The 15512-nt window shown below is 56.0% G+C and carries 10 protein-coding genes; 4 read left to right on the top strand and 6 right to left on the bottom strand.

Annotation, left to right across the window (positions count from 1 at the left end):
• Nucleotide 1 precedes the first annotated feature (1 nt).
• The 5 genes from WEB64_RS09760 to WEB64_RS09740 form a co-directional block, all read right to left on the bottom strand.
• Nucleotides 2-2155: a peptidase domain-containing ABC transporter gene (locus tag WEB64_RS09760; protein ID WP_368058821.1), complete on the bottom strand. Its 2154-nt coding sequence runs from the start codon at nt 2153-2155 to the stop codon at nt 2-4.
• Between the two features lie 261 nt (nt 2156-2416).
• Nucleotides 2417-3610, bottom strand: coding sequence for a glycosyltransferase (locus WEB64_RS09755; RefSeq protein WP_368058819.1), 1194 nt, complete (start codon nt 3608-3610; stop codon nt 2417-2419).
• Nucleotides 3611-3777: 167 nt separating this feature from the next.
• Nucleotides 3778-4944 carry an acyl-CoA dehydrogenase gene (locus WEB64_RS09750; protein ID WP_368058817.1) on the bottom strand — a complete coding sequence of 389 codons (1167 nt, stop codon included), beginning with the start codon at nt 4942-4944 and terminating at the stop codon, nt 3778-3780.
• 54 nt (nt 4945-4998) lie between these two features.
• Nucleotides 4999-6204: a 3-oxoadipyl-CoA thiolase gene (locus WEB64_RS09745; protein WP_368058815.1), complete on the bottom strand. Its 1206-nt coding sequence runs from the start codon at nt 6202-6204 to the stop codon at nt 4999-5001.
• A 217-nt stretch (nt 6205-6421) separates the two neighbouring features.
• The gene (locus tag WEB64_RS09740) at nt 6422-7351 is read right to left on the bottom strand and encodes a 2-hydroxyacid dehydrogenase (RefSeq protein WP_368058813.1); all 930 of its coding nucleotides are present in this window, start codon (nt 7349-7351) and stop codon (nt 6422-6424) included.
• Nucleotides 7352-7656: 305 nt separating this feature from the next.
• On the opposite strand from WEB64_RS09740, the gene WEB64_RS09735 reads away from it, so the two are divergent.
• The gene (locus tag WEB64_RS09735; protein ID WP_368058958.1) at nt 7657-8451 is read left to right on the top strand and encodes an IclR family transcriptional regulator; all 795 of its coding nucleotides are present in this window, start codon (nt 7657-7659) and stop codon (nt 8449-8451) included.
• Between the two features lie 90 nt (nt 8452-8541).
• On the opposite strand, the gene WEB64_RS09730 is transcribed toward WEB64_RS09735, so the two are convergent.
• Nucleotides 8542-9954 carry an alpha/beta hydrolase gene (locus WEB64_RS09730; protein WP_368058811.1) on the bottom strand — a complete coding sequence of 471 codons (1413 nt, stop codon included), beginning with the start codon at nt 9952-9954 and terminating at the stop codon, nt 8542-8544.
• A 352-nt stretch (nt 9955-10306) separates the two neighbouring features.
• Between WEB64_RS09730 and WEB64_RS09725 the strand changes: the two genes are divergently transcribed.
• The 3 genes from WEB64_RS09725 to WEB64_RS09715 are packed head-to-tail and all read left to right on the top strand — an operon-like array spanning nt 10307 to nt 15433.
• Complete coding sequence (locus WEB64_RS09725) at nt 10307-12400, top strand: 3-hydroxyacyl-CoA dehydrogenase NAD-binding domain-containing protein (RefSeq protein WP_368058809.1); 2094 nt, start codon at nt 10307-10309, stop codon at nt 12398-12400.
• 14 nt (nt 12401-12414) lie between these two features.
• Nucleotides 12415-13599 (top strand): acetyl-CoA C-acyltransferase, encoded by a 1185-nt coding sequence (locus tag WEB64_RS09720; protein ID WP_368058807.1) that lies wholly within the window; start codon nt 12415-12417, stop codon nt 13597-13599.
• A gap of 31 nt (nt 13600-13630) precedes the next feature.
• Nucleotides 13631-15433, top strand: a complete 1803-nt coding sequence (locus WEB64_RS09715) for an acyl-CoA dehydrogenase (RefSeq protein WP_368058805.1) — start codon at nt 13631-13633, stop codon at nt 15431-15433.
• The last annotated feature ends 79 nt before the right edge of the window (nt 15434-15512 follow it).

Here is a 15512-nt window from a genome sequence, read left to right as displayed (position 1 = left end):
GTTATCCAGCCAAGCCGCGTTGAAGGGTCAGGTGCTCGTCGATTGCAAGTCCCCGGGGCACCTGATGGGTAATGAATACCAAGGTCACTTTGCCCCGAAGCTTATTCACGGTCTGGGCGAATTGCTCCGCTGTAGCGGCATCAAGGGCACTGGTGGCTTCGTCAAAGATCAAAATCTGTGGACGCTTGAGCAAAGCCCTCGCAATAGCCAGCCGCTGCTTTTGTCCACCGGAAAGGCCAACACCGCGCTCACCGAGGGCCGTCTGATAACCCTCGGGCAACCCTTCAACCGTCTCGTGGATTTCGGCGAGGCGGCACGCCTGCACAACCTGCTCAAAAGTCGCGTGAGGATTAGCAGCAATAAGGTTGTCATAGATAGTGCCGGAGAAGAGCTGCGTCTCTTGAGGTACTACGCCAAAATGGGCACGCAACTCGTTCGCAGTCAGATTGCACACATCACGGCCGTCGATGAGTATGCGACCCTCAGTAGGACGATAGAAACCCTGAAGCAATTTGGCCAAGGTGCTTTTGCCACAGCCCGACGGACCGGTCAAAGCAACTGCCGTTCCGGGCTTGATGGTCAGGTTCAGGTTGCGGTAAAGGGGTGGTCGATCATCCGCGTAGCGAAATCCGAGCGACTGAATCTCAATCTGGCCTTTGCCGCCCGGCGCCCGTGAGGGTGTGAGGCTGTAGGGTTCCGCAGGGGCGTCCATTACGTCACCAAGGCGCTTTACTGCAATGTTAGCCTGCTGAAACTCCTGCCATAGCCCTACCAGTCGCAGCACAGGCTGAGACAGTCGGCTGGCAAACATCTGGAAGGCCACCAGCATGCCGACGGTCATGGTGTTCGTAGTCATCACAATCCATGCGCCCACGCAGAGAATCGCAAGGGACTGTATCTGTTCAAGGGTATTGGCAGAGACGTTGTAGGTGTTGAAGAGGTTGCGTGCACGGAAACTGGAACCGAGGTAGCTGGCCAGGTAGTCGCCAAAACGGTTGCGAAGCTGTGGTTCCATTTGGAGAGATTTCACCGTCTCCATGCCGGTAATGTATTCAACAAGAAACGCCTGGTTGCGAGCACCAAGCTGGAACTGCTCATTCAGTCTTCGGCGCAGGGCGGGGGCAATAGAGATACTGATGATGGCTATTGCCAACAGGATTCCAAGCACGATAAGCGTAAGCTGCCAACTGTAGAAAAACATGACCGCCAGAAAGACGAACATGAATGGCAGGTCCAGCACTAATGTGACGGCGGCCCCGGTAATGAAACTGCGAATGGTTTCGATGCCCTCGATGCGTGCTACCAGTGTGCCCGTGGGGCGCTGTTCAAAGTAGCGCATAGGCAGGCGGAAAAGGTGGGAAAACACATTCGCGCCAAGCACGGCATCAATTCGGTTGCCGGTGTGCAGGACAAGGTATTGCCTGATCCAGGTCATGATGGCGGTGAATATAGCGAACATCACCAAAGCAACCGCTACCACCAGTAGGGTGTTGAGGGTGTTGTGAACAATGACTTTGTCAATGATTACCTGGGTAAACAATGGCATGGCCAGGCCCAGCAACTGAATCGCGAGCGACGCGATGATTATATCCCGCCACACGCGCTGATGACGCAACATCTCGGGGATAAACCAACTGAAACCGAAGCGCTTCGGCTCGGCGTGAGCCTCATCCTCGGGTGGCGGAGTATCGGCGGGAAGAACACCAAGTGCCAATGGTTCGAATCGCCGGTCTGCCTCCTCAACACCTGCAGTATGTGGCGTATCGCTGCCGGGTTCGAAGTAAAGGATGCGCTCGCCGTCGGCCCTGACGACCAAAGCGGGGCATAGTGTTGTTTCTCCGGTATCGGAATCTTCGCAGGCTGGATCGTTTAGTTCCGCCCGCTGGTGCACTACACAGGGGAGCTTTTCTGACTTCAAACTCGCAAGAGTGCCACGGTGAAGCTCGACAACGAACCCGAGGGCTTCTGAGGCCTGCTGAAATGAGGCACGCGTGTATGGCGGCGGGAATTGCTCCAGCAGCATTTTTTGGTCGAACGGAAAACGGTGAACTCGACAAAGACTGCCCATCATCCAGACGAATGACTCTCGACTGATTGGTGGATCGACGAACTCCTTGAATTTTGCGTTAAGAGCTTCTTGAGCTGTCGCGCTCAAACTGCACCCCTTATTCTTCCTTGATTTACGTTCCGAGCCTGACTAGCAACATTTGACCTAAGCTCGCTGTACATCGCATCCATGCACATAAGGCATGATTGGTGCTTTTCCCTTCCAGCTTATGTTCTAGCCGGATTCGCAAATGATGGCGAAACTGCTTCAAAAAATGGCAAAAACGAAACTATTAGAATTGTTAACTAATGTCAATGATTGAAGCGAGCTTTTGCAGCGCTATAACTGAGACCAGGATTCATTTGGGGCTCAGCGCATTAACAGTTGCTCACAACGTTCGACGATTTTCAGGGTGGCGTCCGCTGGCGTCGTTACCGCGTGCTTACACGCAAAAGCGCGAGCCTGCTCAATACGTGATGCGCTGAGCGTTCGCTCCAGCGCCCGTGGAAGACTTGAGAGCGCATCCGATGCGACCACTTCGCCCAGACCCTGAGCTTCCACTCGCCGCGCCAACGCGTACTGCTCCATTTGAAGGGGGATCAGCACGACGGGCCGGCCAGCAAGAAGAGCGGCGACGACGGTCTCGTGTCCAGCATGGCAGATTACTGCATCACAGGTTTTGAAGGTTTTGACCAGGTCGTATGGCCTTGAGCTGATTCGCAAAGTATTGGATGCATGCTTTTGCAGCGCTTCCGGGGTAATGCCAGGGGCAAAGATCTCGGCTTCATGGCCAGATTGTTGAAGGGCTTTGATCGTAGCGTCGAAGTGAGCCCCCGGAGGTTTCACATAAGCAAATACTCTTGGCTGACCGCTGTCAGACCAGGCTGGCAACCGCCCTGAGGAGGCCTGAGTTGGAAGCCCCCAATAGCATGCAGGCTCCGGACGTTCATAATGATCCAGCTCCCGCAACGTGCACAGAAAAGCTTCATCTACCTTGAAAATGTCGCAAACATTATCAATTCGGGGCTGACCAAGTTCCTTCGCGACGCGTTGGATAACCTGAGTTACTTTCTTTTCAGCATTCAGGGCGCGCGCGCGAACCCCTGGAGAGATCGACCGAAAGGCCGGCATGGGCGTAACACCGTCAGGAGGGAGGCTGTATCCACTGCCTATGGCCGCGCACACGAAAGATTTGCCACGGGCAGCAAACAGCGCAGTCGGCGCGTAGTCGCAGAGCAGCAAGTCCGGTTTGAGGGCGTCAAACGTATCGCTCCAGGCCCGGACCATGCCGTGTAAACCCGGCGCACTAAGGTAACCAAAGTGCTGGAGGATCTCCGGCATACTCACAGGATGTATCGGCGCGCTGCGGGACTTTGGCATCCACAATGGCGCCTGCACGACTGACGCATGATTCAGACCATCAAGATGCTGCACTCGAGAAAGGTCTCTGAGCACGAGGGTTACTTTGTGGCCTTGTTCTATAAAGCGAGGGACCAGCGCGGCGAAACGCCCCAGATGACCCAGATGTCCTCCAAGTTCCCAAACACCAACTATGTGCGCCATTGAATAACCTGATTTGCCCAATGGATTTTTTATCGGGCGTATTGTGCCACAGGCATACGAGCACAGGATGATTTCGTTGAATTAGAGCCAAGCTGCAGCAGGGCAAGCGCATAAAAAAGGCAGGGCCGTGAAGCCCTGCCTTTTCTGTTCTAGCGTAACCGTCAATGTCAGCCGAAAGCAGGAATACCCGTCTGTCCACGGCCCAGAATCAACGCATGGATATCGTGAGTGCCTTCATAGGTGTTGACTGCTTCCAGGTTCATCACATGGCGGATGACATGGTATTCGTCAGAGATACCGTTTCCGCCGTGCATGTCCCGGGCAACCCGCGCAATGTCCAGCGATTTACCGCAGTTGTTGCGCTTCATCAGGGAAATCGCATCCGGTGAGGCTTCGCCAGCGTCCATCAGGCGACCGAGCTGCAATGCACCCTGCAGGCCAAGGGCAATCTCGGTCTGCATATCCACCAGCTTCTTCTGGATCAACTGGTTGGCAGCCAGGGGCTTGCCGAACTGCTTGCGCTCAAGGGTGTAGTTGCGGGCCGCATGCCAGCAGAACTCGGCCGCGCCCAGGGAGCCCCAGCTGATACCGTAACGGGCTTTGTTAAGGCAGCTGAACGGACCTTTCAGGCCTTCGACATCCAATTTGTTCTCGTCCGGGCAGAAAACCTCGTCCATAAAGATGGAACCGGTCTCGGAAGCCCTCAGGGAGAACTTACCTTCGATTTTGGGCGCGTCCAGGCCTTTTGAACCGCGCTCCAAAACAAAACCGGTGACGGTACCGTCAAGCTTGGCCCAGATCACGAATACATCGGCAATCGGTGAATTGGTGATCCAGGTCTTGGAGCCGCTGACCAGATAGCCACCGTCGACTTTTTTGGCACGGGTTTCCATGCCGCCGGGATCGGAGCCGTGGTTAGGTTCGGTCAGACCGAAACAGCCGACCAGCTCGCCGGAGGCGAGTTTCGGCAGTACACTTTTTTTCAGTGCTTCCTGGCCGAAGGAGTAGATCGGATGCATAACCAGCGAGGACTGGACGCTCAACGCCGAGCGATAGGCAGAATCCACCCGCTCAACTTCCCGGGCAATCAGGCCGTAACACACGTGGTTCAGGCCGGGCCCGCCGTATTCTTCTGGCAGGGTGGCGCCAAGCATGCCCAACTCACCCATATCGGTGAAGATCGAGCGGTCGAATTTCTCGTGACGGTTGGCTTCGATAATGCCAGGCATCAGGCGTTGGTCACAAAAGCCACGGATGCTGTCCCGAACCTGACGCTCGGTTTCATCCAGTTGCTTGTCAAAATGCAGTAGGTCATCCCAGGGTGCGGAAGCCATTGGTTATCTCCTGAAAATTAAGGTGTCTTTATGACCGGTCAACACCGGCCTGGTTCAGTCCGTGACCCGCTCAATAACAGCGGCAATACCCTGGCCGACGCCGATGCACATACTGATCAGCGCGTAGCGGCCCTGAATCTGTTCGAGCTGACGCGTCGCTGTCAAAGCAATGCGGGCGCCCGAAGCGCCCAACGGGTGCCCGACTGCAATGGCGCCGCCATTGGGGTTCAGCCGTGGGTCGTCACCTGCGATGCCCAGACGAGTGGTACACCCGAGTACCTGGGCTGCAAATGCTTCATTGATCTCAATAACATCCATATCCTTCAGCGTCAGACCGGCTCGGGCCAGGGCTTTTTCACTGGCCGGTACCGGGCCAAAGCCCATAACGTTTGGCTGCACCCCGGCGATGGCCGCAGCAACAATGCGCGCCCTGGGCTTAACGCCCGCTTTCTCACCCGCAGCCCGTGAGCCGATAAGCACGGCTGCCGCCCCATCATTGATGCCGGACGCGTTCCCCGCCGTCACTATGCCGTCGGCGAATAATGGCTTCAGCCCTGACAATGCCGCCAGGTCAGACTGCGGACGGGGATGCTCGTCCTTATCAACGGTGACGGGGGGCTTCTTGCGGCCCTGGGGCACCTCGATAGCCTGGATTTCTTCATTATAGAAGCCCGACTTCAGGGCTGCCTCATAACGCGCCTGACTTTGTGCTGCAAAGCGGTCAACCGCTTCGCGGCTCAGCCCCAGCTCACGGGCAATATTGTCGGCAGTTTCCGGCATGGTGTCTGCACCGAACTGGCGCTCAATGCCCGGATTGGGAAAACGTGCCCCGATGGTACTGTCGAAGGCCCGAAAATCCCGACTGAACGGGGTTTCGCTTTTCGCCATCACAAACGGTGCCCGGCTCATGCTCTCAGCGCCGCCTGCTACAAACAACTCACCCTCTCCACAGCGGATAGCTCGGGCAGCGTCAATGATGGCCGCCAATCCTGAACCGCAAAGACGGTTCACGGTGAGGCCGCCGGTTTCTACTGGTAATCCCGCCAGCAGGCCCGCGTGACGCGCAATGTTACGAGCATCTTCACCGGCCTGATTGGTGCAGCCTGCGATGACGTCTTCATAGAGACCTTTATCAAACGCGTTTCTCTCAACCAGGGTTCTGATCACGCTGGCAAGCAAGTCGTCAGGGCGGACTTTCGCCAACGCTCCGGCGTGGCGACCAAACGGTGTTCGCAGGCCGTCATAGATATACGCACTCATGGCATCTCCAGTCTTGCAGGAATTAGTTGATAGCAAGTCGGTTATAAACGCGAGCTTGTCCTGTTAAAAATACTAATAGTGTTTCATTATGCGAAATACAGTTTTGTATTAATAGACAATCAAGATTAATCCGGGTGCTACCTAAATGCAAGCCACCTCGCGGCCCCTTGCGATTAACCGAAATGCCCGCTCTGAGCCTCCGTCAGGCCTGCAGGGCTCAGTAGCCGCGGTCGATGTCCACGATACCGCTAATCGGCTTGCCTTCGGCGTGATCACGTATCTTGCCGGTAATCTGCTCGAGCGTGTCGTCCCGTAATGTGCGGGCAGACACATGAGGGGTAATAGTGATGTTGCCCCGGGCCCAAAAAGGATGGCCCTCCGGCAGCGGCTCTTTAGTGAAGACATCCAGTACCGCACGGATAATCTGGCCTTCGTCCATGGCTGCCATCAGGTCCTCTTCCACCAGGTGTTCACCCCGGCCCACATTTATAAGTACTGCATCAGGCTTCAGCAGACTGAGCGTTTCCCGGTCTATGATGCCTTGTGTTGCTTCCGTCAGCGGCAGGGTGTTGATAAGCACGCGGGTCTCGCCGAGGAATGTTTTGAAGTCGTCTCCGCCGGACCAGGTGGTGACGCCGTCAATGTCATGCTCTCCCCGAGCCCAGCCGTGCACTTTATAGTCCAGGTTCGAGAGGGTGCGGGCTACGCGCTTGCCGATATGGCCAAGCCCCATGATGCCAATGGGCCATTCGCTCCGTTTAATGGGGCGGTGAATTTGCCAGCGGCCCTCGGCATTCTGAGCCCGGTAGACATCCATGGTGCGGGTGATATCAACAAGCTGGTGCATCACATATTCGGCCATTTGAACGGCCATGCCCGCATCTTCCAATCTCACCACCGGAATATCAGTAGGCAGATTCGGAACTTTCAGCAAGCCATCAATACCTGCCCCGAGGTTGAACACGGCCTTGAGATTCTTCTCTCTTTCAAACAATTGTGCGGGTGGCTTCCAGACAATGGCGTAATCAGCGTTACAAGTGGGTGCTTCCGGGTCCCAGACGTGAATGTCAGCATCGGGCAGCAGAGCCTGGATGGGAACGGTCCAGCGTTCGGGCTTTGGATCGCCTGCTACAAACAGTATCTTCATGCGTGTTGTCCTATTTTATGTGACAATTTTGAGCTAAATGTTTCGCAAGGCAAAATAAGTTACCAAAAAAAACTATCAGAGCCGGGTGGAGATGTCATTATTTGGCCACTACTATGAAACATAAAGAAAGACTGTTTCAAATTTGGCACGACTTTTGTTTTTTGTCAGTGGTACTTCAAACGGTCACAGATTAAAATGCGTCCACTAAACATTCATTGCAGATAAACCAGGGCCATGGCGACACGCACGGCGTTGGAGGATACCTGACCACTATGACTGACCAATTAATAGAAAACCCGGAGCTGATGGTTGCTTCCGGCGAAGCCAAGCCCGTCAAACCGGAGAAAGACCGGAAGTTTGTAGAGGCGTTGTCCCGGGGCTTGGACGTACTGCGGGCTTTCAGTCAGGGGTCGGTGATCCTGGGCAATCAGGATATTTCACGGCTCACCAACTTACCAAAGCCGACTGTCTCCCGTATGACCTACACGCTAACGCAACTTGGTTACCTGAGTTACAACCCGGTGCTGGAGAAGTACCAGCTCAGCTCAGGTGTGCTTGCGTTAGGCTACGCCTACGTGTCCAACCTTAAGGTGCGCCAGCTCGCCAAGCCTTACATGGACGAGTTTGCCCGCCGCACCAATATGTCCGTGGGCCTGACCTGCCGTGACCGCCTGCATATGATCTATGTAGAAAATCGGTTGCCCCCGGAGGCTTCGCTGTTGCGGATGGAAATCGGACTCAAACTGCCGATGGCCACCACGTCTGCTGGCCGTGCCTATTATTGCGCCGTTAGTGATAAAGCTCGCAAAGTGCTAAGAGATTCCATGGCCGAGAAATATGGCCCGGAAGTATGGGCCGAAAAGCAGGATGGTCTCGAACGCGCGATGGAAGATTTCAAACAGTACGGCTTCTGCCTGTCGATGGGTGAGTGGGACCGTAATATCAATTCCGCTGGCGTGCCCGTGCGGCTTCAGGATGGCACCATCATGGCGCTGACATGTGCGGCCCCTTCCTATCTTATTTCTGGCGAGAAACTGCGGGAATCCATCGCACATCAGCTCGCGATGCTGGGTAGTGATATTGAATCGCTGGGGGTGTGAATCCTTAATCCAGGTATGAAAATTGATTCGAGAACTGAAAAGGGAGGCCGGGGAGCCTCCCTTTTTTATCGCATCTGAACGACAGCGGGATCAGTTCAAGCTTGAGCAGGCGTCCATGAAGGCGCTGCGAGCAGGGTCTGAGTACTCGCAGCCATAGGCTTCGTCAGCAACTTGCGCGGCATCGAGCACGTTATCGCCGTCGGGTTTGTCGTCGTTTATGACCCAGTTCGCCAGATCACTGAACGCCGTTATTTGTTCGTCCGCTGTAAAGTCACAATGGCCCGGTGCGCGAATGGCGCGTTGTACCAGCAGGTCAGCGCTGCCATTGGCAATTGCACGGCGCCGATAGATCTGTTCGTGCACAAACGGCACATACAGGTCGCCCAGGCCGTGAATCGTGAGTACCGGCACCGTGAATTGTCCGTTGATTTCGGGGATGTATCGCAGCCCCTCAGATCTTGGGGCATTGGCTGTCGGGTCACCTTCTACCCGCAGAATGGTGTTATTGAACGTATTTTCTTCAGCAGATTGACTTGGGTCATTGTCCAACTGATAAACGGTGTCGGTGTTGCCGGTCAGATCCTTCTCCAGAATACCGTTCACTGTGCCGTCACGACCGCCGGTTCCCATGACTACGTTGTAGTAGCCACCCCGGAAGCCCGCCTCGAACACCGGCCGGTCACCGCCGCTGAGGTTCCTGGCGATGGCCTCCAGCTTCAGGCCGTCTGCAGTGGGAACCCCTTGTTCGGTAAAGGACGGTACGGTATCCCAGAGCACTGCATCAATGGCGGGCTGGTCAAAGTCCGCTGGAAAGCTGTCGGGGCCTAACCCGGCAACGTGCTGTGCGGCAAAGGTGAAATCCAGCAGATAATCGAATTCATGTGTGCCGCCCACCACGCCACACATTGGCAGCGCACCATCATATAAAACCTGGTTGCGAGCCGATGACAGTGTTTCCTGTTCCACCGCTGCGGCAGCCACATGACCACCCATGGATTGACCGACAATAAACGTCTTGACGGGTGCCGTCAGGGTTCGGCCATTATCTTCTGCAATGGTTGTGAATTTCAGTGCCAGTTCGTTAGTGTCCTCAACGCCAGCTTCAACGTCGTAGTAATTCTTACTGTAACTGGAGGCAGCCCAGGCGTAATTGTTCTCGATCAGCCACTCGCGTATCGATGGGTTGCTGACCGTCAGTTCTTCCCCTGTGCCGCGGTAACCGTGGGTCCACATAACGAGGATGCCGTTCCAGTTCTCCGGAACTTCAACGCGGTAACCCGCACCGTTATCCATCACGCCGTGCCAGGTGTCGGTAGTCGTGTCCTCCGACGAATCGAAGGGCAGTGTGGCCGGATCAACGGCATAGCTTCGGGCATCCTGTGCACGCACTGACGACTCTTCCACGGTCGTGTCGGAGTCATCATTGCTGTCGCTGCCGCAAGCGGTGAACAACAGGCTGGATGTGAGTAACAGGGTATACGTAAGGGATTTTTGTAAAACCATCGGTTGTTATCCTTAGTGATAGTCAGACAGGGCGCGTACGCCCAAATTCGTTATTTTTGTGGTTTCATGTTTTGCCTAGCAAAACTCCGTGCTGACAAAACATGAAAATTAAGGCAGTTGTTTGTTAATTCGTCAAGGCGTTCGTTTATAGGTGTATCCTGTTTCGCAAGTCTGATTTGAGTTGAAAGCCGCCAAATGGTCGTAGTACATTGCTAGACCGTTCCGCTTAATAAAACTTAATTTCGAAAAACGATTCTTAAAACACACACTGGTTGAAGTCGATGTATGCGGGCTGTTGTGGTAACGCTTTGTCTGCAATGATCCGTCATCTATTTATTCCGGGAGGAGAGTTATGTCTGAAGTCGTAAGCTATGATCGCGAAGGTGCCATTGGCATCATCACCGTGAATTACCCGCCGGTGAACGCTCTGGGGCACGCTGTGCGCACCGGTTTGCTAGAGGCCCTGAAGCAGGGTCAAACCGATAACGACGCCAAAATGCTCCTGGTGGTTTGTGAGGGCCGCACCTTTGTTGCCGGTGCAGACATCCGCGAGTTTGGCAAACCCATGCAGGAGCCGGGTCTGGTCACGGTGATCAATACGTTCGAGAGCAGCGATAAACCCGTGGTCGCCGCCATCCATGGCACCGCCCTTGGTGGCGGGCTGGAACTGGCGCTGGGCTGTCACTACCGCATCGCCCTCGACAGCGCCAGGGTCGGACTGCCGGAAGTAAAGCTGGGGCTGCTGCCCGGCGCGGGTGGTACCCAACGGCTGCCCCGTCTGACCGGTGCCAAAAAAGCCCTGGAAATGATTACGACCGGCGAATTCGTCAAGGCCGACGACGCCCTGGAAGCGGGCATCATTGATGCCGTCGCTCAAGGGGACAACAGTCGTACCATTGGGCTTGAGTACGCAGCCAAACTGATCGCAGAAGACAAACCGGTACGCCGTGTTCGTGATATCACCGACAAGATCTCCGCCGACCAAGGCACTGAGGTATTTGAAGCGTTCCGCAACAATCTGACGGCTAAGGCCCGCGGCCTGTTTTCTCCGTTCAAGTGTGTTGATGCGGTGGAAGCGGCGTTCAGCCTGCCATTTGACGAAGGCATGAAGCGCGAGCGGGAACTGTTCATCGAGTGCATGGAGTCGCCCCAGCGTGGTGGTCTGGTGCATGCCTTCTTTGCCGAGCGGGAAGTCTCCAAAGTGCCGGGGCTGCCGAAGGACACGCCGGTACGGGATGTAAAAAGTGTCGGTGTTATCGGTGCTGGCACGATGGGCGGCGGCATAGCCATGAACTTCGCCAACGCTGGCATCCCGGTCACCATTGTGGAGCTGAAGCAGGAGGCGCTGGACAAAGGCCTCTCGGTGATCCGCAAGAATTACGAGAGTTCTGCCAAAAAAGGCCGCATCACCACGGCCCAGGTGGAGGAGCGCATGGCTCTGATCAAGACCAGCCTGTCCTATGACGACTTCAAGAGCGTGGACCTGGTGATTGAGGCGGTGTTTGAAAATATGGATATCAAGAAACAGATATTCGGCCAACTCGACAAGGTCTGCAAACCCGGCGCCATACTGGCATCCAACACCTCGACTCTGGACATCGATGAAATAGCCTCTGCGACCAGCCGTCCGGAGGATGTCGTTGGCATGCATTTCTTCAGCCCGGCCAACGTAATGAAGCTGCTCGAAAATGTCCGCGGCACCAAAACCTCCGATGAAGTCAAAGCCACCGTCATGGCGCTTGCCAAGAAGATCGGCAAAGTGGGCGTGATGGTCGGCAACTGCTACGGTTTCGTGGGCAACCGCATGCTGCATCGTCGTGGCGCAGAAGCCACGGCCCTGGTCAATGAAGGCGCCTCGCCGCAGCAGGTCGATAAGGTGCTGACCGACCTGGGCTTCCCCATGGGCCAGTTCGCCATGTCGGATCTGGCTGGTATTGATGTTGGTTACAGTATCCGCAAAGAACGCCGGAAGTCCGGTGAAGACATTCCCGCCAACTGGATGGACACGCTGGCGGAAGAAGGCCGATTGGGTCAAAAGACCATGGCCGGTGTTTACCAATACGAGGAAGGTAATCGTAAGCCGGTGGTCGACCCCAAGGTAGACGAACTGATTGCTGGTTTCCGCAAGGAGCAGGGCATCGAGCCTCGGGCTATCACGGACCAGGAAATCCTTGAGCGTTGCATGTACGTGATGGTCAATGAAGGTGCCAAAATTCTGGAAGAAGGCATTGCTGACCGCTCGCTGGACATCGATATTGTCTGGATCTACGGTTACGGCTTCCCTGCTTATCACGGCGGCCCGATGTTCTGGGCTGACCAGGTCGGTGTTAAAACCATCTACGAAACCGTTAAACGATTCCACGATACCGTCGGTGGTGATCAGTGGAAACCTTCGGAACTCCTCGCAAAGCTCGCGAGTGAGAACAAGAAATTCGGCGACCTTTAAAGGAGGCATTGATTATGTCTGACGCAGTTATTGTATCCACTGCCCGTACCGGCCTCGGCAAGTCCTACCGGGGCGCCCTCAACAATACCCACAGTGTGGACCTGGCCGGGCATGTTATCCGGCACGCCGTTGAACGCGCGGGTATCGACCCTGCCATTGTGGAAGATGTCATTCTCGGCGCTAGCTTCCATGAAGGGGCCCAGGGCCGCAACATGGCCCGTTTGGCTGCGGTTCGTGCGGGCCTTCCGGTCACCACTGCTGGTATGTCGATCAACCGTTTCTGTAGCTCTGGCCTGCAAGCTATCTCGCTCGCGGCCCAGCGGGTGCTGTCCGAAAAGGTGCCCGCCATGGTTGCCGGGGGTGTTGAGTCCATCAGTCTGGTGCAGAACGAGAAGATGAACGCGTTCCACGCTACCAACGACTGGCTGATGAAGAACAAGCCAGAACTCTACCTTGCAATGATCGAAACCGCTGATATCGTCGCGCACCGTTACGGAGTCAGCCGCGAAGCCCAGGATGAATATGCCCTGATCAGCCAGCAACGTACCGCCGCTGCCCAGGACGCAGGCTACTTCGACGACGAAATCGTGCCCTATGACGCGGTCATGAAAGTGAAGGACAAGGAAACCGGCGAAGTCAGCGAAAAGAATGTCACGCTGACCAAGGACGAGTGCAACCGCCCCAACACCACGCTGGAAGGCCTGGCGGGTTTGCAGCCGGTGCGCGGCCCTGAACATTTCATTACCGCAGGCAACGCCAGCCAGTTATCCGATGGCGCCTCCGTGTGCCTGGTGATGGACAGCACCTACGCCGAGAAAAACAACATCGAACCCATGGGCATTTTCCGTGGCTTTGCCGTTGCCGGATGTGAACCGGATGAAATGGGCATCGGCCCGGTATACGCCATCCCGCGTCTGCTGGAGCGTAACGGCCTCACCATGGACGACATTGATCTTTGGGAGCTCAACGAAGCCTTCGCCTCCCAGGTGGTGTACTGCCGTGACAAGCTGGGCATTCCCATGGACAAGCTCAACGTGAACGGCGGCTCGATTTCCATTGGTCACCCGTACGGTGTCACCGGCTCCCGCCTCACAGGCCACGCCTTGATTGAAGGTAAGCGCCGGGGTGCGAAGTATGTCGTCGTTACCATGTGCATTGGCGGCGGCCAGGGTGCAGCCGGGTTGTTTGAAGTCGTTTAATCAGGAGTCTTTAAGTTAACAGGAGCGCCGCATGCAGCAGAAAATCATCAACTCTCAGGATCTCGCCTTTCAGCTTTTCGAGCTCCATGAGGTAGAAAAGGTCCTGGGGTTTGAACGCTATGCTGACCACAGCCGCGAGACCCTGCAGGCGGCGCTCGACCTGGCCCTGAAAGTGGCCACTGAAGAATTCGCCCCCCACGCCAGACTGGTGGACGAAGAAGAACCCATATTCGAAAACGGTCGGGTTACCATGCGCCCGGAAGTAAAAAAAGCGCTCGATGTCCTGCGCGAAACTGGCTTGATGGCCGCCAGCCAGGACTACGAACGGGGCGGCATGCAACTGCCAGCCGCCGTGGCCCAGATGTGTGTTGGGCTGCTCAAAGGTGCGAACGTAGGCACTCAGGGCTACGCTGGTCTCACTATTGCCGCCGCCAATCTGATTGTCGCCCAGGGCTCGGAACATCAGCAGCAAAAGTACGCCGAACCCATGATGGCGGGGCGCTTTTTCGGCACCATGTGCCTGACCGAGCCCCACGCGGGCTCGTCCCTCGGCGACCTACGCACCCGCGCAGAACCCCGGGAAGACAGTAGCTACCGCCTGTTCGGCAACAAAATCTACATCTCCGGCGGCGACCACGAACTCAGCGAGAACATCATTCACATGGTGCTCGCCCGGCTGCCAGACGCCCCTGCCGGCGTTAAAGGCATTTCCCTGTTCATAGTGCCCAAGCTGCTTGTTAACGACGACGGCAGTCTCGGCGAACGCAACGACGTCGCCCTGGCGGGCCTGATACACAAAATGGGTTACCGCGGCACCACCTCCACCATGCTCAATTTCGGCGAGAAAGACGGCGCTGTTGGTTATTTGGTAGGCGAGCCCAACAAAGGCCTCGCCGCCATGTTCCACATGATGAACGAAGCCCGCATCGGCGTTGGTCTGGGCTCGGTCATGCTTGGCTACACAGGCTATCTGCATGCCCTGGACTATGCCCGCGAACGCAAACAGGGACGCCCAATAGGCGATAAAGACCCCAGCAGTCCGCAAGTTCCATTGATCCGCCACGCCGACATCCGCCGCATGCTGCTGACCCAGAAAGCCTACGTCGAAGGTGGCCTGGCTCTGTGCCTGCAAGGCGCGGTACTGGTAGACGAGAAAAAACACGCGCCAACCGAAGACCAGCGAAAACTCGCCGCTGGCCTGCTGGACGTGCTGACGCCTATCATCAAATCCTGGCCGTCCCAATTCTGCCTGGAAGCCAATAGCCTCGCGATCCAGGTTCACGGCGGCTACGGTTATACTCGCGAGTATCCGGTGGAGCAGTTCTACCGCGACAACCGCCTGAACCCGATTCACGAGGGCACCCACGGGATCCAGGGCATTGACCTGTTGGGACGCAAAGTCTCCATGGCTGGCGGGGCGTTCTTTAAGGAGCTGATGAACCGCATCGAAGCCACTATTGGCGAAGCCCAGGACAATGCTCGTCTGGCTGCGTGTGCGAGCCAGCTACAGCGGGCAGTCACAGCTATGACTACTGCCACCGAGGCGGTCAATGCCGAAAAGAGCATGGGCAACCTTGAAAAAGCCCTGGCGAATTCGTCCCTTTACCTGGAAGCTTTCGGCCATACCGTCGTTGGCTGGCTCTGGTTACGCCAGGCCCTTAAAGCCACGGGTGGCCTGGAAGGAGAAGGCAGGCAGACACCGGATTTTTACGAGGGTAAAGTAAAAGCCTGCGAATTTTTTGCCCGATATGAACTGCCAAAGGTGGTGAGCCTGAGCGAGTCGTTGAAAACTGTCGACACCACCGCATTGGATATGTGCGACGCAGAGTTTTAATCATCCAAGCCAGTAGTGATTTAGCTGATTCGGTTTTAAATGGACTCCGAACGCAAAAGCATGAGTGCGAGGGTGGCAG

This window comes from Marinobacter sp. (assembly GCF_040882185.1).
Lineage (GTDB): Bacteria > Pseudomonadota > Gammaproteobacteria > Pseudomonadales > Oleiphilaceae > Marinobacter.
Note: the sequence above shows the minus strand (reverse complement) of the source record. Positions and strands in the feature narration are given on the sequence as shown.